A 20,562-nucleotide genomic window follows, 5' to 3' on the forward strand; every position below is an offset into this window, starting at 1 on the left:
TTGTTGCCCTTAGGACGGTCAATTTCCAGGGCTCCTAGAACCAGGTCTCCATCTGCATTCCGAATTGCCAGACCCCGCCAGACTTGAAGCCCTTCTGACCAAAATCGTCTGTTGCGCTGAAGTGATCGAGGTCCCTGGACCAGTTCATATAGGTGGCGAACAGGCGCAATTCAGGACGAGTGAAGAAATCACCGGTTTGTGCCTTGAACGTTGGCGCAAACGTGAGTTTCCAGTAGTCACCATTGGCTGTTTGTCGACCCTTGTAGCCAAGCGCATTCAGGTCCATCGTCTGCCAGCTCAGCTCATAAAGCATTTCGAAGTTGCTGGTCAGTTCATTGGCCAATCGCAGGTTGAGCGTCACATAGCGATAGTCGTCGCCTGGCACATAGCGATCCTTGCTGTGCTCGGCAATGATGGCTGGTGCGATGCGCCAATCCTGATTCAGGCGAGTATGGCCATAGAGTGCCAGGCGCAATGTCTGGGCCTCGTCCAGCAAGTCGCCATCGGCTCCGATGCTGTTGACCTCCGCTCCCAACCCCTTGCCATACAGGAGCGCTGCTTTGAAGTAGCCTTCACGGCCGAAAAAGTCTGGCTGATGGTAGGCGAGCATGCCATGGGAACCGCTTTCGGCAGGGCTGAATCCCGACGCGTTCACCCGGGTATCGCTGGCGAATGCCTGCTTGCTCTTCTCGTTCAGCCTGGCATCGTTCTGGCCCGAGGAAATGCCATTGAGCATGATCTGCCAGCGACCCTCATCGAAAAATTGATTGAGGGTCGCGACATAGCTCCTGATGTCCTTGTTTTCCTCAGTACCGAAGTCGCCGAAGGAGCGGCTCATCAGGGACGCATTGATGCGCCAGTCATCGGTCAGATGCACGTCGTAGATACCACCACCGGTTCCGGCAAGGAAAACGATCCCCCGGTCGAGCCAATGGATATCGTAATTATCCCGGTCAAAGCGCTTGCCAGCCCACAGCGTTGCATCGCGCAGCACAGGGCTGTCTCGAAAGGAAGCCAAATGGTCAAGTTCGGCGTAGACCTGTCGCACATTGAGCCGGCTTTCAGCCGCGGTCCAGTCGTTAGGTGTTTCCAGGCCGTCGGCGAGCATCAGCGTGTATTTGGAACGCGTACCGTTGCTGGCCTGGTTTTCCTTCGAAAACTTCGCCTCCACGTAGGTATCGACCTCATTGCCAAGCCGGCCAACGGCACCACCTACGGAGCCTGCGGGGGTCACGTAGGGGCCGCCATGACCGGCACCTGATCCATTGGTCATTATCCCGGAGCGGGCATATCCACCGAAGGTGAAGCCATCGCTCAGATGCTCGGTCGTACTGGTTGAAGACGCGGTCGTCGGGGGAGGGCTTTCAAGGGACTGCTGGTTCGCCTCTATTCGGGCAACGCGCTCGTTGAGAGATGCTTGTGTGGTCGCCGGGGCGGGGATGGCGATTTGCTTGTTGAGTTGCTCGACTTCCTTGCGCAATCGAGCAGCGTCAGCTTCGGCCACCAAGGCGCGGGCCTCGGCAACGGAGGTTCTGGCCTCAAGCCTGGCAAGACGCTCCTCGATGCTTTGCGCCGGCGCGGCGAGCAGTTGAGTGGAAAGAAAAAGCAAGGAAAAGCCAGCCAAAGGCCGACAGACAGTAGAACGCATAGGTAACCCTCTTGTTTTTGTATTCGGGTACTGCAAAGACCTTTCGAACAGGTCCTTTCCGCCAGCCGAAATGGCGCTTGGGCAAAACCTGAACCCTCCGCTGAGCAAGCCCTGAGAGTCGCTTCTGCAAGGTCTGCTCAAACGCGATACCTGCTCCTTTGGCACTTGGATCCACTTGACAGCGAGCTGGTGGAGGAGGCGTAATGCGCTGCGATGTTAACGTTAACTTAAATAAAAACAAGAGGGTTGTCACATGCAGCTGTCAGTCAAACGTGAGTACTGGCTTATCAGTGGTTTGCTGTTTTTCTTCTTTTTCGCGTGGTCATCCAGCTATTCGCTGTTCTCGATATGGCTTCATCGAGTCATCGGCCTGAATGGAACGGAAACCGGATTCATCTTTGCCGCCAACGCCATTGCGGCGCTGCTCATTCAGCCGTTCTATGGCGCTCTCCAGGATCGACTTGGCCTGTCCAAAACACTGCTGGTATGGATTGGTGTACTGCTCTGCGCCTCCGCACCTTTTGCGATCTACGTATACGCCAATCTATTGGCCCAGAACGTGGTGTTGGGAGCCCTGGTCGGTGCGACTTTCCTGGCGCTATCCATGCTCGCGGGAGTGGGCGTCATCGAATCCTATACGGAGCGGCTGTCGCGTCACGCCGGCTTCGAGTTCGGCACCACCAGAATGTGGGGTTCACTGGGCTGGGCCTCCGCGACGGGCGTCGTCGGTGTGGTCTTCAACATTGACCCGGACATTGCGTTTTACATGAGTAGCGCAGCCGGGATAGTGTTTTTGCTGATCCTGTCCCGGCTGGATCTGGCCGCGTTCAACAAACCAGTAATGCAAACGGCTGGCGAAACTGCCATGCCGGTGCGTCTGAACGATCTTTGGAAGCTGCTGACACTTCCTCGCTTCTGGGCATTCAGCTTGTACCTGACCGGGGTTTGTGGAATCTACATGATCTACGAACAACAGTTTCCGGTGTATTTCTCCTCCTTCTTCCCAACCCCGGAGGAGGGAACCCGAGCCTACGGTTACCTGAATTCATCCCAGGTGCTCCTCGAAGCCGTATTCATGTTGTTCGCGCCATGGGTGGTCGGTCGTACGGGCGCCAAGTATGGATTGATACTGGCCGGCAGCATCATGTTCGTCCGTATTCTTGGCTCAGGGCTGGCAACGGATGCCTGGACCATCGCCGCCTGCAAGATGTTGCACGCCCTGGAAGTCCCGATCCTGCTGGTCTCGGTATTCAAATACATTTCCTTCAATTTTGATTCGCGCCTGTCGGCCTCGATCTATTTGGTGGGATTCCAGTTCGCCCAACAATTGACCGCCATGCTGCTGTCGCCGGTTGTGGGATACGGCTACGACCATTTTGGCTTCTCGAGCGTTTACGTAACGATGGCTGGCCTGGTAGGCGGTTGCCTGCTGCTGTCATGGTCATTGTTACGCGCAGACCCGGCCCGCAAATCATCCCGGGCAACAGCTCCTGATTCGATGGAACTACCTGCCATCGCCCAATCAGCCACCCGTTACGAACCCTAGTAAGGATCAAGCCATGCACGCTGCACTGCTGGACGAAGCGCATCGCGCCATCGAAAAAAAACTGCCCGAGCGCGGCAACGACTATCGCCTCGGCTATCACCTGTCGCCCCCGGCCGGATGGATGAATGACCCAAACGGACTGGCCTATTTTCGAGGCGAGTACCACGTGTTCTACCAGCACCATCCTTATTCGGCGCAGTGGGGCCCGATGTACTGGGGGCATGCCAAGAGCAAGGACCTGGTTCACTGGGAGCATCTGCCCATAGCGTTAGCCCCCAGTGACCCTTACGATCGAGACGGCTGTTTTTCAGGATCGGCTGTCGTTGCGGGCGATACGCTTTATCTGATCTACACCGGGCACATCTGGTTAGGGGAGCCGGGCGACGACCAAAAAATCCACCAGGTCCAATGCCTGGCCAGCAGCACGAATGGCATCACATTCACCAAACATGGGCCTGTGATCGAAACGCCACCGCATCCGGACATCATGCATTTCCGCGACCCGAAGGTCTGGAAGCGCGCAGACCAATGGTGGATGGCGCTTGGCGCTCGTCAAGGGGATGACCCGCAGCTTTTACTCTATCGCTCCCAGGACCTGCATCATTGGGATTACCTCGGCTGCGCCCTGGACGGCCAACGCGCGTCTGACGGTTACATGTGGGAATGTCCGGACGTGTTCGAACTGGATGGATGCGATGTTTTTCTGTACTCGCCGCAAGGCCTGAAGCCCAGTGGTTACGACAACTGGAACAAATTCCAGAACAGCTATCGATTGGGCCAGCTGGACAATTCCGGCTGCTTCACTGAGACCGGCAGGCTGCACGAACTCGACCACGGTCACGATTTTTATGCCGCCCAGACCCTGCTGGCGCCGGACGGGCGCCGCCTGCTCTGGGCATGGATGGACATGTGGGACAGCCCTATGCCGAGTCAAGAACAACACTGGTGTGGCGCGCTGTCGTTGCCACGTGAAGTGAGCCGCGACGGTGACCGGCTACGCATGCGTCCGGCACGAGAGCTGACAACGCTACGGCAGTCACCTCGAACGCTGGAGATCGGGATGCTTGACTCACAGAGCCGTACACTTGAAGTTCGCGGCGCTCTGCTGGAGCTTGAGCTCGAACTGGACCTGGCCGGTAGCACCGCTGAGCGCTTTGGCCTGGCCCTGCGCTGTAGCGAAGACCAGCAGGAACGGACTTTGCTGTACTTCGATGCCATGTCCCGACGCTTGGTACTCGACAGGCAACACTCGGGAGCTGGCGTGAGCGGGGTCCGTAGCGTACCTGTGACGCCAGAACAAACGCAGATCGCTCTGCGGATTTTCCTGGATCGCTCCTCCATTGAGGTTTTCGTCGACGACGGCGCCCATAGCCTGAGCAGTCGGATTTATCCTCGCCCCGACAGCCTCGGTGTCAGCGCCTTCGCCATCAATGGGGTAGGGCTGTTCGGGGATACCTCGGTCTGGAGCCTGGCCGATCTCCAGCTCTGAACACCCCTGACGTACCATTCGTGCAGCCTGCTGCCTGGCATCGTGTTGTCATGCTTTTGCCAAGCATGACATGATGCCTGGCTAGACAAGCAATGGCACCCGCGAATGGCTTCAGTTAAAGATGTTGCACGGCTGGCGGGGGTTTCCTTCATGACTGTGTCCAGGGCACTCAATACCCCGGAAAAGCTGAACCAGGAAACTCTGGCGAAAGTTCGTCAAGCGGTCGAGGCCTTGGGGTACGTACCAAGCCTTTCCGCTCGCCAGATTCGTGGCGGTCACTCCCGTGGCAAGACCATCGGAGTCTTCGCGCTCGACACGGCGACAACCCCCTTCGCCGTCGAAATGCTGCTTTCGCTGGAGCGCACCGCACGAGAAAACAGCTGGAACGTCTTCATCCTCAATGTGTTCGAGGCTCCACCGAGTCAGCAAACCATCGACCTGATGCTGTCGCATCAGCCCGACGGGATTATCTTCAGTGCCATGCAGTTACGCACCGTCGAGATTCCCCAGGCGCTGCGCAGCCTGCCGCTGGTACTCAGCAACTGCATGAGTTCAGAGCCAGGCGTCGCATGCTATGTGCCCGACGACGAAGATGGTCAGTATCAGGCCGTGCGGCAGGCGCTGAAAAAGGGCTACCGGCATCCGTTGTGCATTAACCTGCCGCAAAGCAGTCTGGCCTGGGATCAGCGCCAGCAGGGGTTGGCTCGCGCCCTCGCGGAGTCTGGTATGTCCCTGGACAGTGTTCCCCAATACAACCTGTCGACCGATGACGCCTATGAGGAAACGCTTGTCGCGCTGGAGCAGCAATTACGGGAGTCGGATGGAAAGCCGGCCTTCGATCTGCTTGTTTGTGGCAACGACCGCATCGCTTTGGTCGCTTATCAGTACCTGCTCAGTCGCGGTCTGCGCATTCCGGCCGAGGTGGCGGTACTTGGCTACGACAATATGATCGGCGTTGCCGAGCTGTTCTATCCACCGCTGAGCACCGTGCAACTCCCGTACTACGAAATGGGCCGCCGTGCTGCTCAGCACTTGATCGAAAGCCGAAATGAACCCTTTATCCATAGGGTTTCATGCCCCCTCGTGGACCGTAAATCCTGGTGACAACTGCCACAACGTTATGCGGCGGACGATAGTTTTTTACGTCCGACACCGAGTACTGACTACGAGTGTTGTCTTTTTTCGAAACAATTCGGAAACCCGAGATTCCCGGTACCTTCATATTTTCGCTCCAGCCCTGGTATGGATAGCTGGAGTCAGCATGGTTGCAGCTGCAATAAATGTCAGAGCTCTACTTACGGGCTGAAGAACTCCGTGGCCGGACTGCTCATGTCAACCGGCTATGAAGTGAGTTGCTGAAAAGCAAGAAACATAATGGTGCGATAAACCCCTGTTTGGTGCGCATTCAGGCTCCAAAAGGGTGCCTGGGTCTTATTTATATAAAGAGGCCTGGCGCTCAGGCAATGCGGAGCCATAAAAATAACATTCATCAAAATATCCCTATTCTGGCGCATAAAAACAGTTAACCCCTCTATTGCACTCTTTTAGGTCGCGCCAGAGCTGTGCAAAAACCTAAAGAGATAAACGTTTCAGCATTACTTGACTGAAATGTCGCAAAATCGAAGCAAAATGTCCTTTTGTGGCGGATTGATGCCGATTTCCGATTTTATTTTTCGCGAGGTCGCAATCGGGCATAGCGCTTGCAGAAGCCTTATCAAGTCCACGGGAAGTATCACTTTAAAGAGGGAGTTTTTGACACGAGCCACAAGGCTTTTATCGAGTTAACAGAATTCGCCAGGGTAGGGCGCTCAAATACACCGGTATTTGCCAGCGCCTATAAAAAGTTTGCGGCCTGCATGAAGCAGGTTATTGACGACGCACAATGAGGTGCTCAACAAAACAGCATCAACTAAAACAACGTAAGGCCTGATCTATCGAAATAACGAAGTTAAATAAAAAATGCCGAATGAAACACGGCAAGGAGTGGGGTATGTCCCGTGCTTTTTTTAATGAGATGTATGATGCCAACGGTGGCTGCCGCCCACATTACCAGGCGTTCGCGCGCTGGCTGGCGGACACTCCTCTGGAGCTGCTGGACCAGCGTCGTCGTGAAGCCGACCTGTTGTTCCATCGCGCCGGCATCACCTTCACCTTGTATGGGGACGAGCAGGGCACCGAGCGGTTGATTCCGTTCGACATCATTCCACGCAGCATCAAAGCCAGCGAATGGCAGATGGTCGAGCGCGGCTGCATTCAGCGGGTTCAGGCATTGAACATGTTCCTGGCCGATATCTACCACGGGCAACGCATCCTCAAGGAAGGCATCATTGCTCCCGAGCAGGTCCTGGCCAACGAGGGGTATCAGGTTGCCATGCGGGGTTTGAATTTGCACCGCGGCATCTACGCCCATATCTCCGGGGTCGACCTGGTACGTGATGGCGATGGCAGCTACTACGTGCTGGAAGACAACCTGCGCACCCCCAGCGGCGTCAGCTACATGCTCGAAGACCGCAAGATGATGATGCGCTTGTTCCCCGAACTCTTCGCCGCCCAGCGCGTGGCGCCCATCGATCATTACCCGAACCTGCTGCTGGACACCCTCAAGAGCGCCAGCCCGCTGGACAACCCCACGGCGGTGGTGCTGACCCCGGGCCGTTTCAACAGTGCGTATTTCGAGCATGCGTTCCTGGCCCGCGAAATGGGGGTGGAACTGGTTGAGGGCGCCGATCTGTTTGTCCGCGACGATCGTGTCTTTATGCGCACCACCGCCGGCCCGAAGCAGGTGGATGTGATCTATCGTCGCCTCGATGATGCCTTCCTCGATCCACTGTCCTTCAACCCGGACTCCATGCTCGGTGTCCCCGGACTGGTGGCGGCCTATCGTTCGGGGAACGTGGTCCTGGCCAACGCCGTAGGTACCGGGGTAGCGGACGACAAGTCAATTTACCCCTATGTCACTGACATGATTCGCTTCTACCTCGACGAAGAACCGATCCTGAAGAACGTGCCCACCTGGCAATGCCGCAAGCCGGAAGAGTTATCCCATGTGCTGGCCAATCTTCCCGAGCTGGTGGTCAAGGAAACCCAGGGTTCCGGCGGCTACGGCATGCTGGTCGGCCCGGCGGCCACGGCGGCGCAGATCGAGGACTTCCGCGCGCGCCTCAAGGCCCGCCCTGAAGCCTATATCGCCCAACCAACCCTGTGCCTGTCGACGTGCCCGACCTTTGTCGAAAACGGCATCGCCCCGCGTCACATCGACCTGCGCCCGTTTGTGCTCTCGGGCAGTGAAACCCGTCTGGTGCCCGGCGGCCTGACCCGCGTGGCACTGCGCGAAGGTTCGCTGGTGGTGAACTCGTCCCAGGGCGGCGGCACCAAAGACACTTGGGTAGTGGAGGACTAAGACATGCTTTCAAGAACCGCTTCGGACCTCTACTGGATGTCCCGTTACCTGGAGCGTGCCGAGAACCTGGCACGCATGCTCGAAGTCAGTTACTCGCTATCGTTGATGCCCCAGGCCGGGCGCACCGATGGCCGCGCCGAACTGGCGATGTCGCTGCTGGCCGCCGGCACACTGGACGACTACAACGAGCGCTATGGCGAGCTCAACACCGAGCGCATGCTGCACTTCTTCGCGCTGGATGAAACCAACCCCGGGAGTATCTATTGCTGCCTGCAGGCAGCGCGGGCCAACGCTCACGCGGTGCGCGGACGCATCACCGCCGACATGTGGGAGAACATCAACGCCACTTGGCTTGAGATGCGCAATATCGCCAGCAACGGCCTGGGTCGTTACGGCATCAGCCATTTCTGTGAGTGGGTCAAGGAGCGCTCCCATCTGTTCCGCGGGGCGACCTCGGGCACCATCATGCGCAACGATGCCTACTGTTTCATTCGCCTGGGCACCTTCCTGGAACGGGCCGACAACACCCTGCGCCTGCTGGATGCGCGCTACGAAATGTTCGGCGAGAAGTCGGAGGAGGTCAGCGATAACTCGGCCCGCGGCTACTACCAGTGGAGCGCCTTGCTCCGTGCCTTGTCGTCCTTCGAGGCCTTCAACGAGATCTACCGCAATGCGCCGGGCGCCGAGCAGGTCTCCGAGATGCTGTTGTTGCGTGCCGACGTGCCGCGCTCGCTGCATGCGTGCATCGAGGAACTGGACCAGATCCTCGCCAGCCTGCCGGGCAACAATGGCCGTCCCGCCCAGCGCCTGGCTGCCGAACTGCAGGCGCGCCTTCGTTATACCGGGATCGACGAGATTCTCGATGCGGGCCTGCACCTCTGGCTGACCGATTTCATCTCCCAGGTGCGCCATCTTGGCCAGACCATCCACGAATCCTATCTGGAGGTCGTATGAAACTTTCCATACGTCACGACACCACCTACAGCTACGCCGATGAAGTCTGCACCAGCATCCAGTTCCTGCGCCTGACGCCACAGAACAGCGAGCGCCAGCGCATTCTGGAATGGCACCTGGAATTGCCGCGCCTGGTGCGCAGTCAACTCGATCCTTACGGCAACATCCTGCATGTATTGACCATGGACGAGCCCCACGGTGCCATTGTGCTTAGCGCCTACGGCCAGGTGGAGATCGACCAGGCGCAGGAGGTTGAACGCGATAGCCAATCGCCGTTGCCGTTCCTGCGCACCAGTCACCTGACTCAGGCAGATCACGCCTTGAGCGACTTTGCCGTGAAGCAGTGCGGCACCCGTCGCGATCGCACGGCGTTGATCGACCTGATGCACGGGTTGGCCGGGCACATGCCTTACAGCCCCGGCGCGACCGCGGTCGACAGCACCGCCGCCGAGGCGTTTGCCGGCCGTGCGGGCGTCTGCCAGGACCACACTCACGCGTTTCTGGCCTGTGCTCGCAGCCTGGGGATTCCCGCGCGGTATGTCTCTGGCTACCTGTGCACCGAGGATGAAAGCCATTTGGCCAGTCACGCCTGGGCCGAAGCCTGGCTCGATGATGGCTGGTACAGCTTCGATGTGACCAACAGGCTGACCCGACCCGAGCGTCACCTGAAGCTGGCGGTCGGTCTGGATTACCTCGACGCCTGCCCGGTGCGCGGTATGCGACGTGGCGGTGGGGCAGAGCGGATGTTGGCGCGGGTTCAGGTGAACTCGTTGTTCCAGGTGCAGCACCAGTAGTCGAACCCGGCTCAGGAAGACCCGATCATGCCGTGGGCGTCACGGCATGATCCTTCAACCCACAACAATGACGACAGGCTTCCCTTGTCGCCCCAGGTTGGCTTTGCGTTGCCTCGAGAACTATCCTTGCCTGTGCTGAAACCCGCACGCAAAGTGAGGTTTTCGTCTGCAGCACGTGGTGTCTGGTTGTAGATAGCCAGCTCAAGCAGTCGTCGTGTCCGGGATCAGTTGACCACTACGTCAATGCAATAGAGGAGGATGGCGATGAAGTACATGATCAGCTGGTTCGAACGCCCACAAGGTTCGCCTGCGCAGTACGAGAATGCGCAGAAACGGATCCTTGACGTGTTCGGTCAATGGAAAGCACCGGACAATTTCAAGATCGAGGTGTTTGTCGTGCGCGTGGGTGAATGGGGTGGACACATGTTGGTGGACTGCGACGATCCGATGGCAGTTCACAAGGTGTGCTCGACGTTCCCTGCGTTTGAATTCCAGGTTCGCCCGGTGATTGCCGTCGAAGACGCGGTTCGGGTTGAACTCGAAGCAATCGCCTGGCGCGATGGACTGAAGCGCGATTGATAGCGGCCTTTATACGTACTGTGCCACATGCGCGGTTTCTTGCTGGCGTTCGAGGTCAGTCTGCCCAAGGGATTGGTAGTCATGAGGCGCTTTTCCCGGCTTGTAGAAAGGCATTGCCATCGTCGAGTGCCTGAAGTGCCTGGTGGCAATAGGACAAATACGTCCGCCCCTCATCCGTCAAGCGCAGGTGGCGTGTCGTGCGCTCGAACAGGCGCGTATGCAACACACATTCGAGCTTGACGAGGCGCGCAATCGGATTCGACTCAGCGGCGTTCACTATGGGCTCAATGAAGTGCCGCTCACGGGCGAACGCCAGTTGTTCGTCGCGATGGCATCCGGCGTGGTCATCGAACTGGTCACCGATCAGTAATGCCAAAGCTCGCGACTGGACACGGTCCTGGGTGGAGCTCCCAGTATGCGATGAACCGCGAGGCTCCGGCATTTCCCCCTTCCTTCGAGCACCGAAGATACTGATTGATTTTCAGATACCAATAAGTATCTAATCGACTCTGCGCCACACAATCACCTCCTTTCGGAGTTGCTCCGGAACGTCGAGGCGCTGCGATTCATACAATAAAATCAAAAAGAGGAAATGGCATGGGACGGTTAAGCGGCAAGGTTGCAATCATTACGGGTGCGGCAAGTGGGCAGGGAGAGGCCGAAGCCCGGCTCTTCGCCGCCGAAGGCGCCAAAGTTGTTTTGACTGATGTTCAAGACAACGGCGAACAGGTCGCGGCAGAGATCGGAGAGGCGGCGTGCTTCATCAAGCATGATGTTTCGAGCGCCGAGGGTTGGGCTGTGGTGGTCGAGGAGGCACTGAAACGGTTCGGCCGGATCGACATCCTCGTCAACAACGCGGGAATCTACAGTCCCAACTATTTGCAGGGGACCACGCCGAGCGAGTTGGAGCGGTATTTCCAGGTTAACGTGTTGGGCGTGATGCTGGGCATGCAGGCAGTGACCGAGGCGATGCAAAGCGCAGGTAGTGGCTCGATCATTAACATCTCCTCGCTTTCGGCCATTCGCAATATTCCGGGGCAGTTCGCCTATGCAGCGTCCAAGTGGGCGGTACGTGGGATGAGCGGTTGCGCCGCCGCCGAGTTGGGGCGCGTCGGTATTCGTGTCAACGCGGTCTTTCCGGGCATGATCCAGACGCCGATGATCGCTGGCAACCCGCCGGAAGCAAATGCAAAGTATCAAGCCATGATCCCGCTCAACCGGATCGCTGATCCGAAGGAAGTCGCCGAGGTCGTCGCGTTCCTGGCATCCGATGCGGCCAGTTATGTCAATGGCGCCGAGATTGTGGTCGACGGTGGATTACGACTCTAACGGTCTGCCCAACCATCGGTGAGTATGCCTGCTGCCGGCGTTCGCGCCGGGAGTAGGGGCTGGTGGGAGGGCGCCTCCATTTCCTGCCCGGACCGGGTAATAGCGTGGCCACCTGTGCAATCAGTTATTAAAGGCGCTTCGGCGAAGAAGCTCCAACGCAGAGATGACTACGCCTCTCGCTGTCGGACGACCAGGCTAGTCAATAACTGGTTGATGATACGACCCGCTTCAACGGGACCTGTATCGTTGGCGTTGCGTCGCTGGAGACTGATGCCATGCACCATGGCTGTCAGCGCTATGGCAAGATCGGTCGAAGGTAGAGGGCTTTTCGTACCAGTGGCTTTGAAATACAGGTCGAGGAGATTGGCCAGCCCTTCAGTCTGACGCTTATGCAGCGCGTCGTATGCCGCTGCGAACTCGGGATTGCGGCTTGCATGAAGTTGTAACTCGACCGCCAACAACGGGCACTCGCTGTCGGAATTCATGGTCATCAACCACTCGGTCACCCCTTCGAACATCCTGTCAGGATCTTGAGCCGCGAGCTCTTTCAATCCGGCCATGTCGCGTTCCATGTACCGATCCAGCAGCGTCAAGAGGAGCGTTTCCTTGTTCGGAAAGTTGGAGTAGATCGCGCCCTTTGAAAAACCTGCCTCGGCGGCGATCAGCTCTAATGAGGCCCCACCATAACCGAGACGAGAAAAGACGTTCTCAGCTGCAGTCAGGAGATATTCGCGTGTCTGGGCTTGCTGTTGAGGGCGTGTTAGGCGGGTGGGGCGCATGGGCTCTCCTGTAGTTAACGCGAGAATATAGCAGGAAGTCCGAGAATTCGCCTATCGAGCCTGCGCGTTGAGTCCGCCCTGGATCATCCCCCCGCAGCTATGACTGAGTCGTTGCAAATGCCTGGTGCCAGAGGCAGGAGCGCGTCGCAAAAAAATAAAAAAACTCTGGCTGACGCTCAAATAAAGGTGTAGAAATTCTTTTCGGTATCCAAATACTAATAAGAATTCAGAATTGCCAGAACCTCATGGCGATCTGGTGCACTCGGCATTATTCAGGGCGATGCAATGAAAAGACTGGATGGCAAAGTAGTACTGATTACAGGCGCCGCTCGCGGCATTGGTGCGCAAATCGCTGCGACATTGGCACGTCATGGTGCCCAAGTGGCCTTGACCGATATCGATCTGACCACCGCTGAACAGGCGGCAGCCGTTTTGCGCGACGAGGGTTTGACCGCAGAAGCCTTACGTCATGATGTCAGCGATGCCGCAAGTTGGGATGCGGTGATGGCACAGGTCCAGCAACGCTTCGGCAAGCTTGATGTATTGGTCAACAACGCTGGAGTGCTGGCGGTGCAGTCGATCACCGACATGAGCCTCGAACAATTCCGGCAAGTCACCTCGATCAATATCGACGGCGTGTTCCTGGGGATCAAGGCGGCCTTTGTCGCCATGGCAGAGCACGGCGGTTCGATCATCAACATGTCCTCGATCGGTGGGCTGATAGGTGCAACCAACCAGACGGCCTATTGCGCTTCCAAGAGCGCTGTCAGGGCATTGACCAAATGCGCCGCGATTGAAGCTGCCAGTCAGGGTCTGGCAATTCGCTGCAACTCCTTGCTGCCGGGTGTGATCCATACGCCGATGACGCAAAGTCATTACGGCTTTGGTGCCGGGCTGGGTGTTGAAGAAATGTTCAGCGCGCTGATCCCTTCAGGGCGTGTGGGTTTGCCCAGTGACGTCGCCAACGCGGTGGTCTATCTGGCGTCGGACGAGTCCTCGTACGTCAATGGCGCCGAACTGGTGATCGATGGTGGCGTGACCGCCGGCCCCGTCCGCAAGCCCGAGGTACCGAAGTAAGCGTCGACCCAGTGTCCTGGAAAAAATCAGTTGCCAGCGGCGGAGGCTGGCACTGATTCACACATTTCCTCGCAACCTCCAAAAACAAAAATACGAGTGAAACTATGAAAAACAAGGACCATTCCGGCGTCGTGCGCGCCGGCAGGCTAGGCGTCGCGTTGTGTCTTGCAGGTCTGGCTGCGAGCAGCGCCGAGGCTGGCTCGTTTACCACTGATGAGGGGGTCGATGTTCGCTGGTCGCTCGGCACATCGCTGGGCACCAGTTGGCGGGCAAGCAGCGCCGATCCTCGTCTGATTTCCGTGGGAAATGGTGGTAAAGCCAGCAGCGGTAACGATAACGGCGATTTGAACTTCGGTAAGGGTCAACGCTACTCAACTGTCTTGAATATCCTGGGCGACATCGATATCAGTAAGGGCGATCTTGGCGTGTTTGTACGCGCCAAGGCCTGGGACGACTTCACGCTCAACAACAGTGGCGTGCCCCATGGCAGCGTCGCCAACGGTTATGAGCACGGCGCGCGGCTGGACGACTCCGATTTCGATCACTTGTCCAAATTCTCCGGCGTCGCACTACTCGACGCCTATGTTTACGACACATTCCAACTGAGTGGCGATCATCCTTTGACCGTCAGGTTGGGCAACCAGGTCGTGAACTGGGGGGAAAGTTTGTTTGTGCCCGGTATCAACGAATACGGTGCGTTCGACATCACCGCAGCCCACCGGCCTGGCGCCCAGGTCAAAGAAATCCTCCTCCCGTTGCCACAGTTGTTCGCCAGCTTCGGCATAGCCGACGGCACCAGTGTGGAAGCGTTCTACCAGTTGCGTTGGGAAAAAACCGTGCTGGACGGCTGTGGCACCTACTGGTCTGCGTCCAGTGTCGTCAACTGCTCGAACAGCGGAACGGTGGTGGGCGGGGGGCAGTTTACTGACCGCCAGACCTTCGCCGGAGTTCCTGCATTGGGCGGAGCCAACTTCCGGATGGCGTTGACGCCTGACCGAGAGCCCCCAAACAGCGGTCAGTACGGCATCGCGCTGCGTCACCGGGTCGAGGCGCTGGACACTGATTTCGGGCTCTACTATGTGCGCTATCACACCCGCGTCCCTAACGTAAGCGCGACGCTGGTGCCCACCACGATACCTGGATCGATCTGGTCTGCCGACCCGCCGCAAGGCCTGCGCGCTGCGCAGGAGACCCTCGACTACAGCGCTGACGGTATCCATGTCGTTGGCCTGAGTGCGTCTACCGTCATCGGTGGTTGGTCAGTGTTTGGTGAAATTAGCCATACGTCTGGCCTGCCCGTGCAGATCAACGGTACCGACCTGATTAACGGCCTTGTCGCTGGCATTGGCCCGCAGGCCAATTTGGTATCCACACCGGATGGTTCCTTCGTGAGCGGTTATGACCGCAAATCCAAAACTCAGGCTCAGCTGTCGACCATTCAGGTGTTGCCACGGATCCTCGGTGCCGAGGCTGCCACTCTGGCGGCGGAAGCGGTTTATCAGCACTGGGATGGAATCGGCAATCCAGACAACTCGACTCGTTACGGACGCGCCGCTGTGTTCGGCTCAGGTCCGGTCGCAGGCGTGCCGTGCGAGGCGCTTAACCCAGATACGAGCTATTGCCAAAACAAAGGCTTCGCCACATCCAACGTATGGGGTGTACGTGCCCAACTGGAGGTCAGCTACCCGGACGTATTCGCCGGGGTAAACGTCAAGCCGCGAGTCTTCGTGTCGGACGACATAAGTGGCTACTCCGCTGATGGTTTGTTCAGTGAGGGTCGACTAGTGGTAGCGCCGGGCGTGCGTCTCGACTACAGCGGCAAGTATTACGTCGACTTCAGCTATTCGCGTTTCAACCACAACGCGAAGTACGACGAATTCCATGATCGTGATTTCTTCTCTCTGGTCGCTGGCATCAACTTCTAACCAAAGCAGGCAAAAGCATGGACAACAAAAGACTAAAAGGCGTGCTGGGCATCTTGGCCGCGGGCGCACTTGTCGGGGTGACCCTCGGCGCGCATGCCGAAACTTCAGAGCAAGACCTTGCCAGACTGGGCAAGGATCTCACGCCTGTCGGGGCGCAAAAAGCAGGTAATGCCGATGGTTCGATTCCGCCTTGGGAAGGCGGTTTGACCCAGGTTGTGGCGGGATTCGATAGCACCAAGGGGTATGCCAATCCATACGCGGCGGAGAAGCCGCTTTACACGGTTACAGGCGCCAATCTGGCGCAATACCAGAACCTGTTGGCGCCAGGGCAGATCGAAATGCTCAAGCGTTACCCGGACTACAAAATGAAGGTCTACCCCACCCACCGAACGGCTGCATTGCCACCGCAGGAATACAGCGATATCAAGACCGAAGCCGGGCGGATCAAGACGGTTGAAGGTGGTATGGGAGTGATCGGTGTCCTCGCTTCAAGCGTACCTTTCCCTGTGCCGAAAAATGGTTCAGAGGTGATCTACAACCACGAATATCGTTACTACGGCTTGAGTTCGGAGCGTCAGTTCGTCATTTTTCCGGTACAGAGCAACGGCAGTTTCACGCCGATCAAATGGGCCGAATCACGAACGACGGGCAAGGCAATAGCTGACAATCCTCCTAACCAGATCACCTATTACATGCAGCGCACGTTGAGCCCGTCCAACGTTGCCGGCGAGGCGGTTCTGCTGATCGACGTCTCGGACCGTACGGATGGAGCGCGCAAGACCTGGACCTACAACCCGGGCCAGCGTCGCGTGTTGCGCGCGCCAGACGTGGCGTATGACACACCGCAATTCAACAGCGACGGGCTGGGCACCATCGACAGTTACGACATGTTTGGCGGCGGGCAGGATCGCTACGACTGGAAACTGGTTGGCAAGAAAGAAATGATCGTGTCGTACAACAACTACGACCTCACTTCGAAGGCTCTCAAGTACCGCGACATCGTGCAGCAGAATCACTTGAATCAGGATCTGCCTCGCTATGAGAAACACCGGGTATGGGTGGTCGAAGCGCAAGTCAAACCAGGGGTTCGCAGCATCTATGGTCGGCGCATGCTCTACGTCGACGAGGACAGTTGGGAAATCGTGCATGGCGACTTGTATGACAGTCGCGACAATCTTTGGCGAGTTCAGGAAAACCACGCGGTTAACCTTTACGACGTCCTCGTCAGCACCACCGCAGGCCAGGTCGATTACGACCTGCAATCGCGTCGTGCTTTCGTGATGTTCCTGTCTAACGAAGAAAAACCTGCTGACTACAAGGTCAAGCGAAGTGCTGCCTATTACACGGTGGACAACTTGCGACGATCCAGCAACTGATCGTGTAAATCACCGTAGGCATCCCTTCCAGAGAAGGCGTTGCCTACGGCTATCGTCAGTTTTTTCTCGTGGTGATGAAATGGTGAAGACCTATCGCAATATACGGCGCTGTAGCAGTGTGGGCGTCGTTCTGATTCTGGCGAGCGCGGCAGTTTTGATGCCGCCGCTGGCCGTAGCGGCGTCCGATCTTCTGGACCTGCCAGCCATGCAATCAGCCAGTACCGCCACAGTAACCATGATGGCCACGGCTCTTGCAGGTACCCGTGTGGTGTTGGCGGGAGAACGCGGCATCATCCTGTATTCAGACGATGGCGCGCACGGCTGGCACCAGAGTGCAGTGCCGGTTTCGGTCACGCTGACGGCGCTGTACTTCGTCAACCCCTCCAGCGGCTGGGCGGTGGGGCACGATGGCGTGATCCTTCACAGCACCGATGGTGGCAAGACCTGGGTCAAGCAGGCCGATGGTAATCGGCTTAACGCATTGGTACGGGTCGACGCCGAAGCACGGCTGGTGCGCGCTAAGGCGGCGCTGCAGGAGACGCCTGGTGATTCAACGCTGCAAAGCGAGATCGAACAGGCGCAGTTCGGGCTCGATGATGTCAACGCGGGTGCACAGTTCGGGCCTTCCCGCCCGTTGCTCGGTGTCTGGTTCGCCAACGATACCGCAGGCTATGTGGTGGGATCGAACGGTCAGATTTTCGCCACCGCCGACGGTGGAGTCCATTGGATATCCCTGTCGCAGCAGATCAACAACCCTGATGCGCTGCACTACAACTCGATCAGCGGCGACAAGTCAGGACGGCAAGTCATCGCGGGAGAAGCGGGCAAGGTGTACATCAGCGCTGCCGACGGCAGTTGGAAGACGCTCGACGTCGGCTACAACGGTGCTCTCTATGGCGTGTTGCAATTGCGTCAGGACAACCACGACGTTTTGCTGGCCTATGGCTTCGGCGGGCATATTTTTCGCTCAATTGATCAGGGGGGCTCTTGGGAGCAGGTAGGCGCGGACGTCAAGGCACCTACTCTGGTGGCCGGCATTGTGCGTGATAACGGCGAGATCGTCCTGTTAGGTCAGGACGCCAGCTTGTTGCGCAGCGTCGATGGTGGTCAGCATTTTCAGATGACCGAAGCCAGTCCCGGCTTGCGGGTTGCCTCGCTGGTCGAGCTACCCGATGGGGCGGTGCTGACCGCTGGTATTGCGGGCGCGCATTCGATCGCGCTAGACGCTAAATGAATCTCACGGAGACCGCCCCCATGAGCGCGAAACAAGACAATCTTACCGCCGCTCCAGTGAAGCCGGGTTTTTTGGAGGCCCGCATAGAGCCGCTACTGTTTAACCATCGGGTCATGGTGGTCCTGCTGTTCTTGGTGATATCGGTGTTACTCGCCCATCAGGCCGGCAAGCTTGGGCTCGATGTCAGCCTGCAGAAAATGGTGCCCGGCCATCATCCGTATATCGTCAACTACCAGCAGTATGAAAACGAACTGCGTCCGCTGGGCAATGTGGTGCGTATCGCGCTTGAAGCACGGCAGGGCAACATCTACGACAAGGACTATCTCGAAACACTGAAGAACGTCACAGACGAGGTGTTCTTCATTCCGGGCGTTGATCGTGGGAACTTGAAATCACTTTGGACCCCCAACGTCTTGTGGCAGGAGGTCACCGAAGACGGTTTTGCCGTCGGCCGCATCATTCCGGATGGCTTCGATGGCTCAGCCAAAACCTTGGCCCAGGTGCAACTCAACGTTCAACGTTCCGGGCGTATCGGGAGTCTGGTGGCCGCGGACCAGAAGTCCTCGGTGGTGCTTGTGCCTTTGCTTGAGCGCGACCCGCTCACCGGCGAAAAGCTTGATTACGGTCAGTTCTCCCAGCGTTTGGAAACACTGGTACGCGACAAGTACAACAGCGATCGATACGCCATTCATATCACCGGCTTCGCCAAAATTGCCGGTGACCTGATTGAAGGCGCGCACGATATTCTCGAGTTCTTTGCGATTACGTTCGTCCTGACGGCGCTGCTGCTTCTGGCGTATTCGCGTTGCTGGCGAAGTACCGCCGTCACATTGTTGTGTTGCTCTCTCGCAGTGCTGTGGCAGTTGGGTATCGTCAACTTGCTGGGCTTCGGGCTTAACCCGTATTCGATCCTGGTGCCGTTCCTGACGTTCGCGATCGGCGTCAGCCATGCCGTGCAGAATATCAACACCATGAGCGCCGACTGCGCTGCCGGTTACAGCCCTATGCAAGCTGCCCGTCGAACCTTTCGCATGCTTTTCATTCCGGGGTCGATTGCACTGTTGTGCGATGCAGTAGGTTTCTCGACCATGATGCTGATCGATATCGACATGATCGGCGAGTTGGCTATCAGCGCGAGCGTGGGTGTGGCGGTGATCATCTTCACCAAAATGTTCTTGCTGCCCGTGCTGATGTCCTGGTGCGGGGTATCACCAGCTGGCTTGCGTCATCAGAACCGCAAGGCCACCAGCGCTCATCGCCTGGCACGTTGGTTATCGCATGCCGCCGAACCGAAGCCGGCCCTGATCGGCTTGTTGCTCTCGGCAATGCTGCTCGGCGGCGCCTGGTATTTGAAACAGGATCTGAAGATCGGTGATCTGGATCGCGGTGCGCCAGAACTGCGCCCGGACAGTCGTTACAACCAGGACAATGACTTTCTCGCCCAGCATTACGCCAGCAGCCCGGACGTATTCGTGGTGATGGTCAAGACCCAGGCAGGAGAGTGCGGCTCGTACCCGGTCAGCAGCGCGATCGAACGTTTGAAGTGGACGATGGAGGGGGTGCCAGGCGTGGAGTCGACCCACGCCCTGGTGGATGAGCTGAAGAAGTTCTCTGCGGGTTCGAACGGTGGCGACTTGCGCTGGTATGCCATTACTCGCAATCGCTACATCGCCAATGCGGCGTTTAAGACCATTCCCAACGAGCTCTACAACAGCGACTGCTCAATGGCGCCGGTCATGGTGTATCTGACCGATCACAAGGCCGAAACCCTGGCCAAGGTGGTCGATGCGGCACAGACGTTCGCGAAGGCGAACAATGATGAGCACGCTACCTTTTTGCTGGCAGCCGGTAACGCCGGTATCGAGGCCGCCACCAACATAGTAATCAAGCAATCCGAGCCGAGGATTCTGCTGCTGGTTTACAGCATCGTCGCGCTGTTGGTGTGGTGGGAGTTTAAATCCTGGCGAGTGGCGATCAGCATCATGATTCCGCTTTATATCACCTCGGTGATTTGTGAGGCGCTCATGGCCCAACTGGGCATGGGGGTGAAGGTCGCGACATTGCCCGTCATCGCGCTCGGAGTCGGTATCGGGGTCGATTACGGCATCTATATCTACAACCGAATCGAACATTTCATGACACGCGGCTTGAACTTCAAGCAGGCGTACTACGAAACCCTGAAAACCACCGGCGCCGCCGTCACCCTCACCGGAATTACGCTGGCGTTGGGGGTCTCCACCTGGATGTTTTCATCAATCAAGTTTCAGGGCGACATGGGACTGCTGCTGCTGTTCATGTTCCTTTGGAACATGGTTGGCGCCCTGTTGATGATGCCGGCGCTCGCTTGTCTGCTCTTGCCTGCGCGGCATAAGGAAGGCGCACAAGAGGTGCAGGTGGTGTTGGAGAAGGCGTGAAACGGCGCGCCTCGTAGC

Annotated in this window: 16 protein-coding genes; 13 read left to right on the forward strand and 3 right to left on the reverse strand. The window is 57.7% G+C overall.

Features of this window, described 5'->3' with window-relative positions; genetic code table 11:
- Positions 1–34: 34 nt before the first annotated feature.
- Positions 35–1,648 (reverse strand): carbohydrate porin, encoded by a 1,614-nt coding sequence (locus AC07VR_RS24520; RefSeq protein WP_495012823.1) that lies wholly within the window; start codon positions 1,646–1,648, stop codon positions 35–37.
- A 253-nt stretch (positions 1,649–1,901) separates the two neighbouring features.
- Here AC07VR_RS24520 and AC07VR_RS24525 point away from each other — a divergent pair, with 253 nt between their 5' ends.
- The 7 genes from AC07VR_RS24525 to AC07VR_RS24555 all read left to right on the forward strand — a co-directional run bounded on the left by AC07VR_RS24525 (position 1,902) and on the right by AC07VR_RS24555 (position 10,410).
- On the forward strand, positions 1,902–3,194 hold the full coding sequence (locus tag AC07VR_RS24525) for an MFS transporter (protein WP_495012824.1): 1,293 nt from the start codon (positions 1,902–1,904) through the stop codon (positions 3,192–3,194).
- 13 nt (positions 3,195–3,207) lie between these two features.
- Positions 3,208–4,683, forward strand: a complete 1,476-nt coding sequence (locus tag AC07VR_RS24530) for a glycoside hydrolase family 32 protein (RefSeq protein ID WP_495012825.1) — start codon at positions 3,208–3,210, stop codon at positions 4,681–4,683.
- 105 nt (positions 4,684–4,788) lie between these two features.
- Positions 4,789–5,787, forward strand: a complete 999-nt coding sequence (locus AC07VR_RS24535) for a LacI family DNA-binding transcriptional regulator (RefSeq protein ID WP_494992844.1) — start codon at positions 4,789–4,791, stop codon at positions 5,785–5,787.
- An 886-nt stretch (positions 5,788–6,673) separates the two neighbouring features.
- The gene (locus AC07VR_RS24540) at positions 6,674–8,083 is read left to right on the forward strand and encodes a circularly permuted type 2 ATP-grasp protein (RefSeq protein ID WP_495012826.1); all 1,410 of its coding nucleotides are present in this window, start codon (positions 6,674–6,676) and stop codon (positions 8,081–8,083) included.
- Positions 8,084–8,086: 3 nt separating this feature from the next.
- The gene (locus AC07VR_RS24545; RefSeq protein ID WP_494992846.1) at positions 8,087–9,037 is read left to right on the forward strand and encodes an alpha-E domain-containing protein; all 951 of its coding nucleotides are present in this window, start codon (positions 8,087–8,089) and stop codon (positions 9,035–9,037) included.
- On the forward strand, positions 9,034–9,831 hold the full coding sequence (locus tag AC07VR_RS24550) for a transglutaminase family protein (RefSeq protein WP_495012827.1): 798 nt from the start codon (positions 9,034–9,036) through the stop codon (positions 9,829–9,831). The genes AC07VR_RS24545 and AC07VR_RS24550 overlap by 4 nt, the downstream gene beginning before the upstream one ends.
- Before the next feature lie 264 nt (positions 9,832–10,095).
- Complete coding sequence (locus AC07VR_RS24555; protein ID WP_495012828.1) at positions 10,096–10,410, forward strand: DUF3303 domain-containing protein; 315 nt, start codon at positions 10,096–10,098, stop codon at positions 10,408–10,410.
- A 79-nt stretch (positions 10,411–10,489) separates the two neighbouring features.
- On the opposite strand, the gene AC07VR_RS24560 is transcribed toward AC07VR_RS24555, so the two are convergent.
- Complete coding sequence (locus AC07VR_RS24560) at positions 10,490–10,852, reverse strand: hypothetical protein (RefSeq protein WP_495012829.1); 363 nt, start codon at positions 10,850–10,852, stop codon at positions 10,490–10,492.
- Positions 10,853–11,007: 155 nt separating this feature from the next.
- On the opposite strand from AC07VR_RS24560, the gene AC07VR_RS24565 reads away from it, so the two are divergent.
- Positions 11,008–11,739: an SDR family NAD(P)-dependent oxidoreductase gene (locus AC07VR_RS24565; protein ID WP_494992850.1), complete on the forward strand. Its 732-nt coding sequence runs from the start codon at positions 11,008–11,010 to the stop codon at positions 11,737–11,739.
- 167 nt (positions 11,740–11,906) lie between these two features.
- Here the strand turns inward: AC07VR_RS24565 and AC07VR_RS24570 are convergent, their stop codons facing one another.
- Positions 11,907–12,518 carry a TetR/AcrR family transcriptional regulator gene (locus AC07VR_RS24570; RefSeq protein WP_494992851.1) on the reverse strand — a complete coding sequence of 204 codons (612 nt, stop codon included), beginning with the start codon at positions 12,516–12,518 and terminating at the stop codon, positions 11,907–11,909.
- Between the two features lie 285 nt (positions 12,519–12,803).
- Between AC07VR_RS24570 and AC07VR_RS24575 the strand changes: the two genes are divergently transcribed.
- From AC07VR_RS24575 to AC07VR_RS24595, 5 genes are all read left to right on the forward strand, one after another.
- The gene (locus AC07VR_RS24575) at positions 12,804–13,595 is read left to right on the forward strand and encodes an SDR family NAD(P)-dependent oxidoreductase (protein WP_494992852.1); all 792 of its coding nucleotides are present in this window, start codon (positions 12,804–12,806) and stop codon (positions 13,593–13,595) included.
- Positions 13,596–13,699: 104 nt separating this feature from the next.
- Complete coding sequence (locus AC07VR_RS24580) at positions 13,700–15,520, forward strand: DUF1302 domain-containing protein (protein WP_495012830.1); 1,821 nt, start codon at positions 13,700–13,702, stop codon at positions 15,518–15,520.
- A gap of 17 nt (positions 15,521–15,537) precedes the next feature.
- Positions 15,538–16,896 (forward strand): DUF1329 domain-containing protein, encoded by a 1,359-nt coding sequence (locus tag AC07VR_RS24585; protein ID WP_494992854.1) that lies wholly within the window; start codon positions 15,538–15,540, stop codon positions 16,894–16,896.
- Between the two features lie 79 nt (positions 16,897–16,975).
- Positions 16,976–18,130, forward strand: a complete 1,155-nt coding sequence (locus AC07VR_RS24590; protein WP_495012831.1) for a WD40/YVTN/BNR-like repeat-containing protein — start codon at positions 16,976–16,978, stop codon at positions 18,128–18,130.
- A gap of 20 nt (positions 18,131–18,150) precedes the next feature.
- Positions 18,151–20,544, forward strand: a complete 2,394-nt coding sequence (locus AC07VR_RS24595) for an efflux RND transporter permease subunit (protein ID WP_495012832.1) — start codon at positions 18,151–18,153, stop codon at positions 20,542–20,544.
- Positions 20,545–20,562 lie beyond the last annotated feature (18 nt).

The organism is Pseudomonas sp. GW821-FHT02H09, assembly GCF_059421425.1.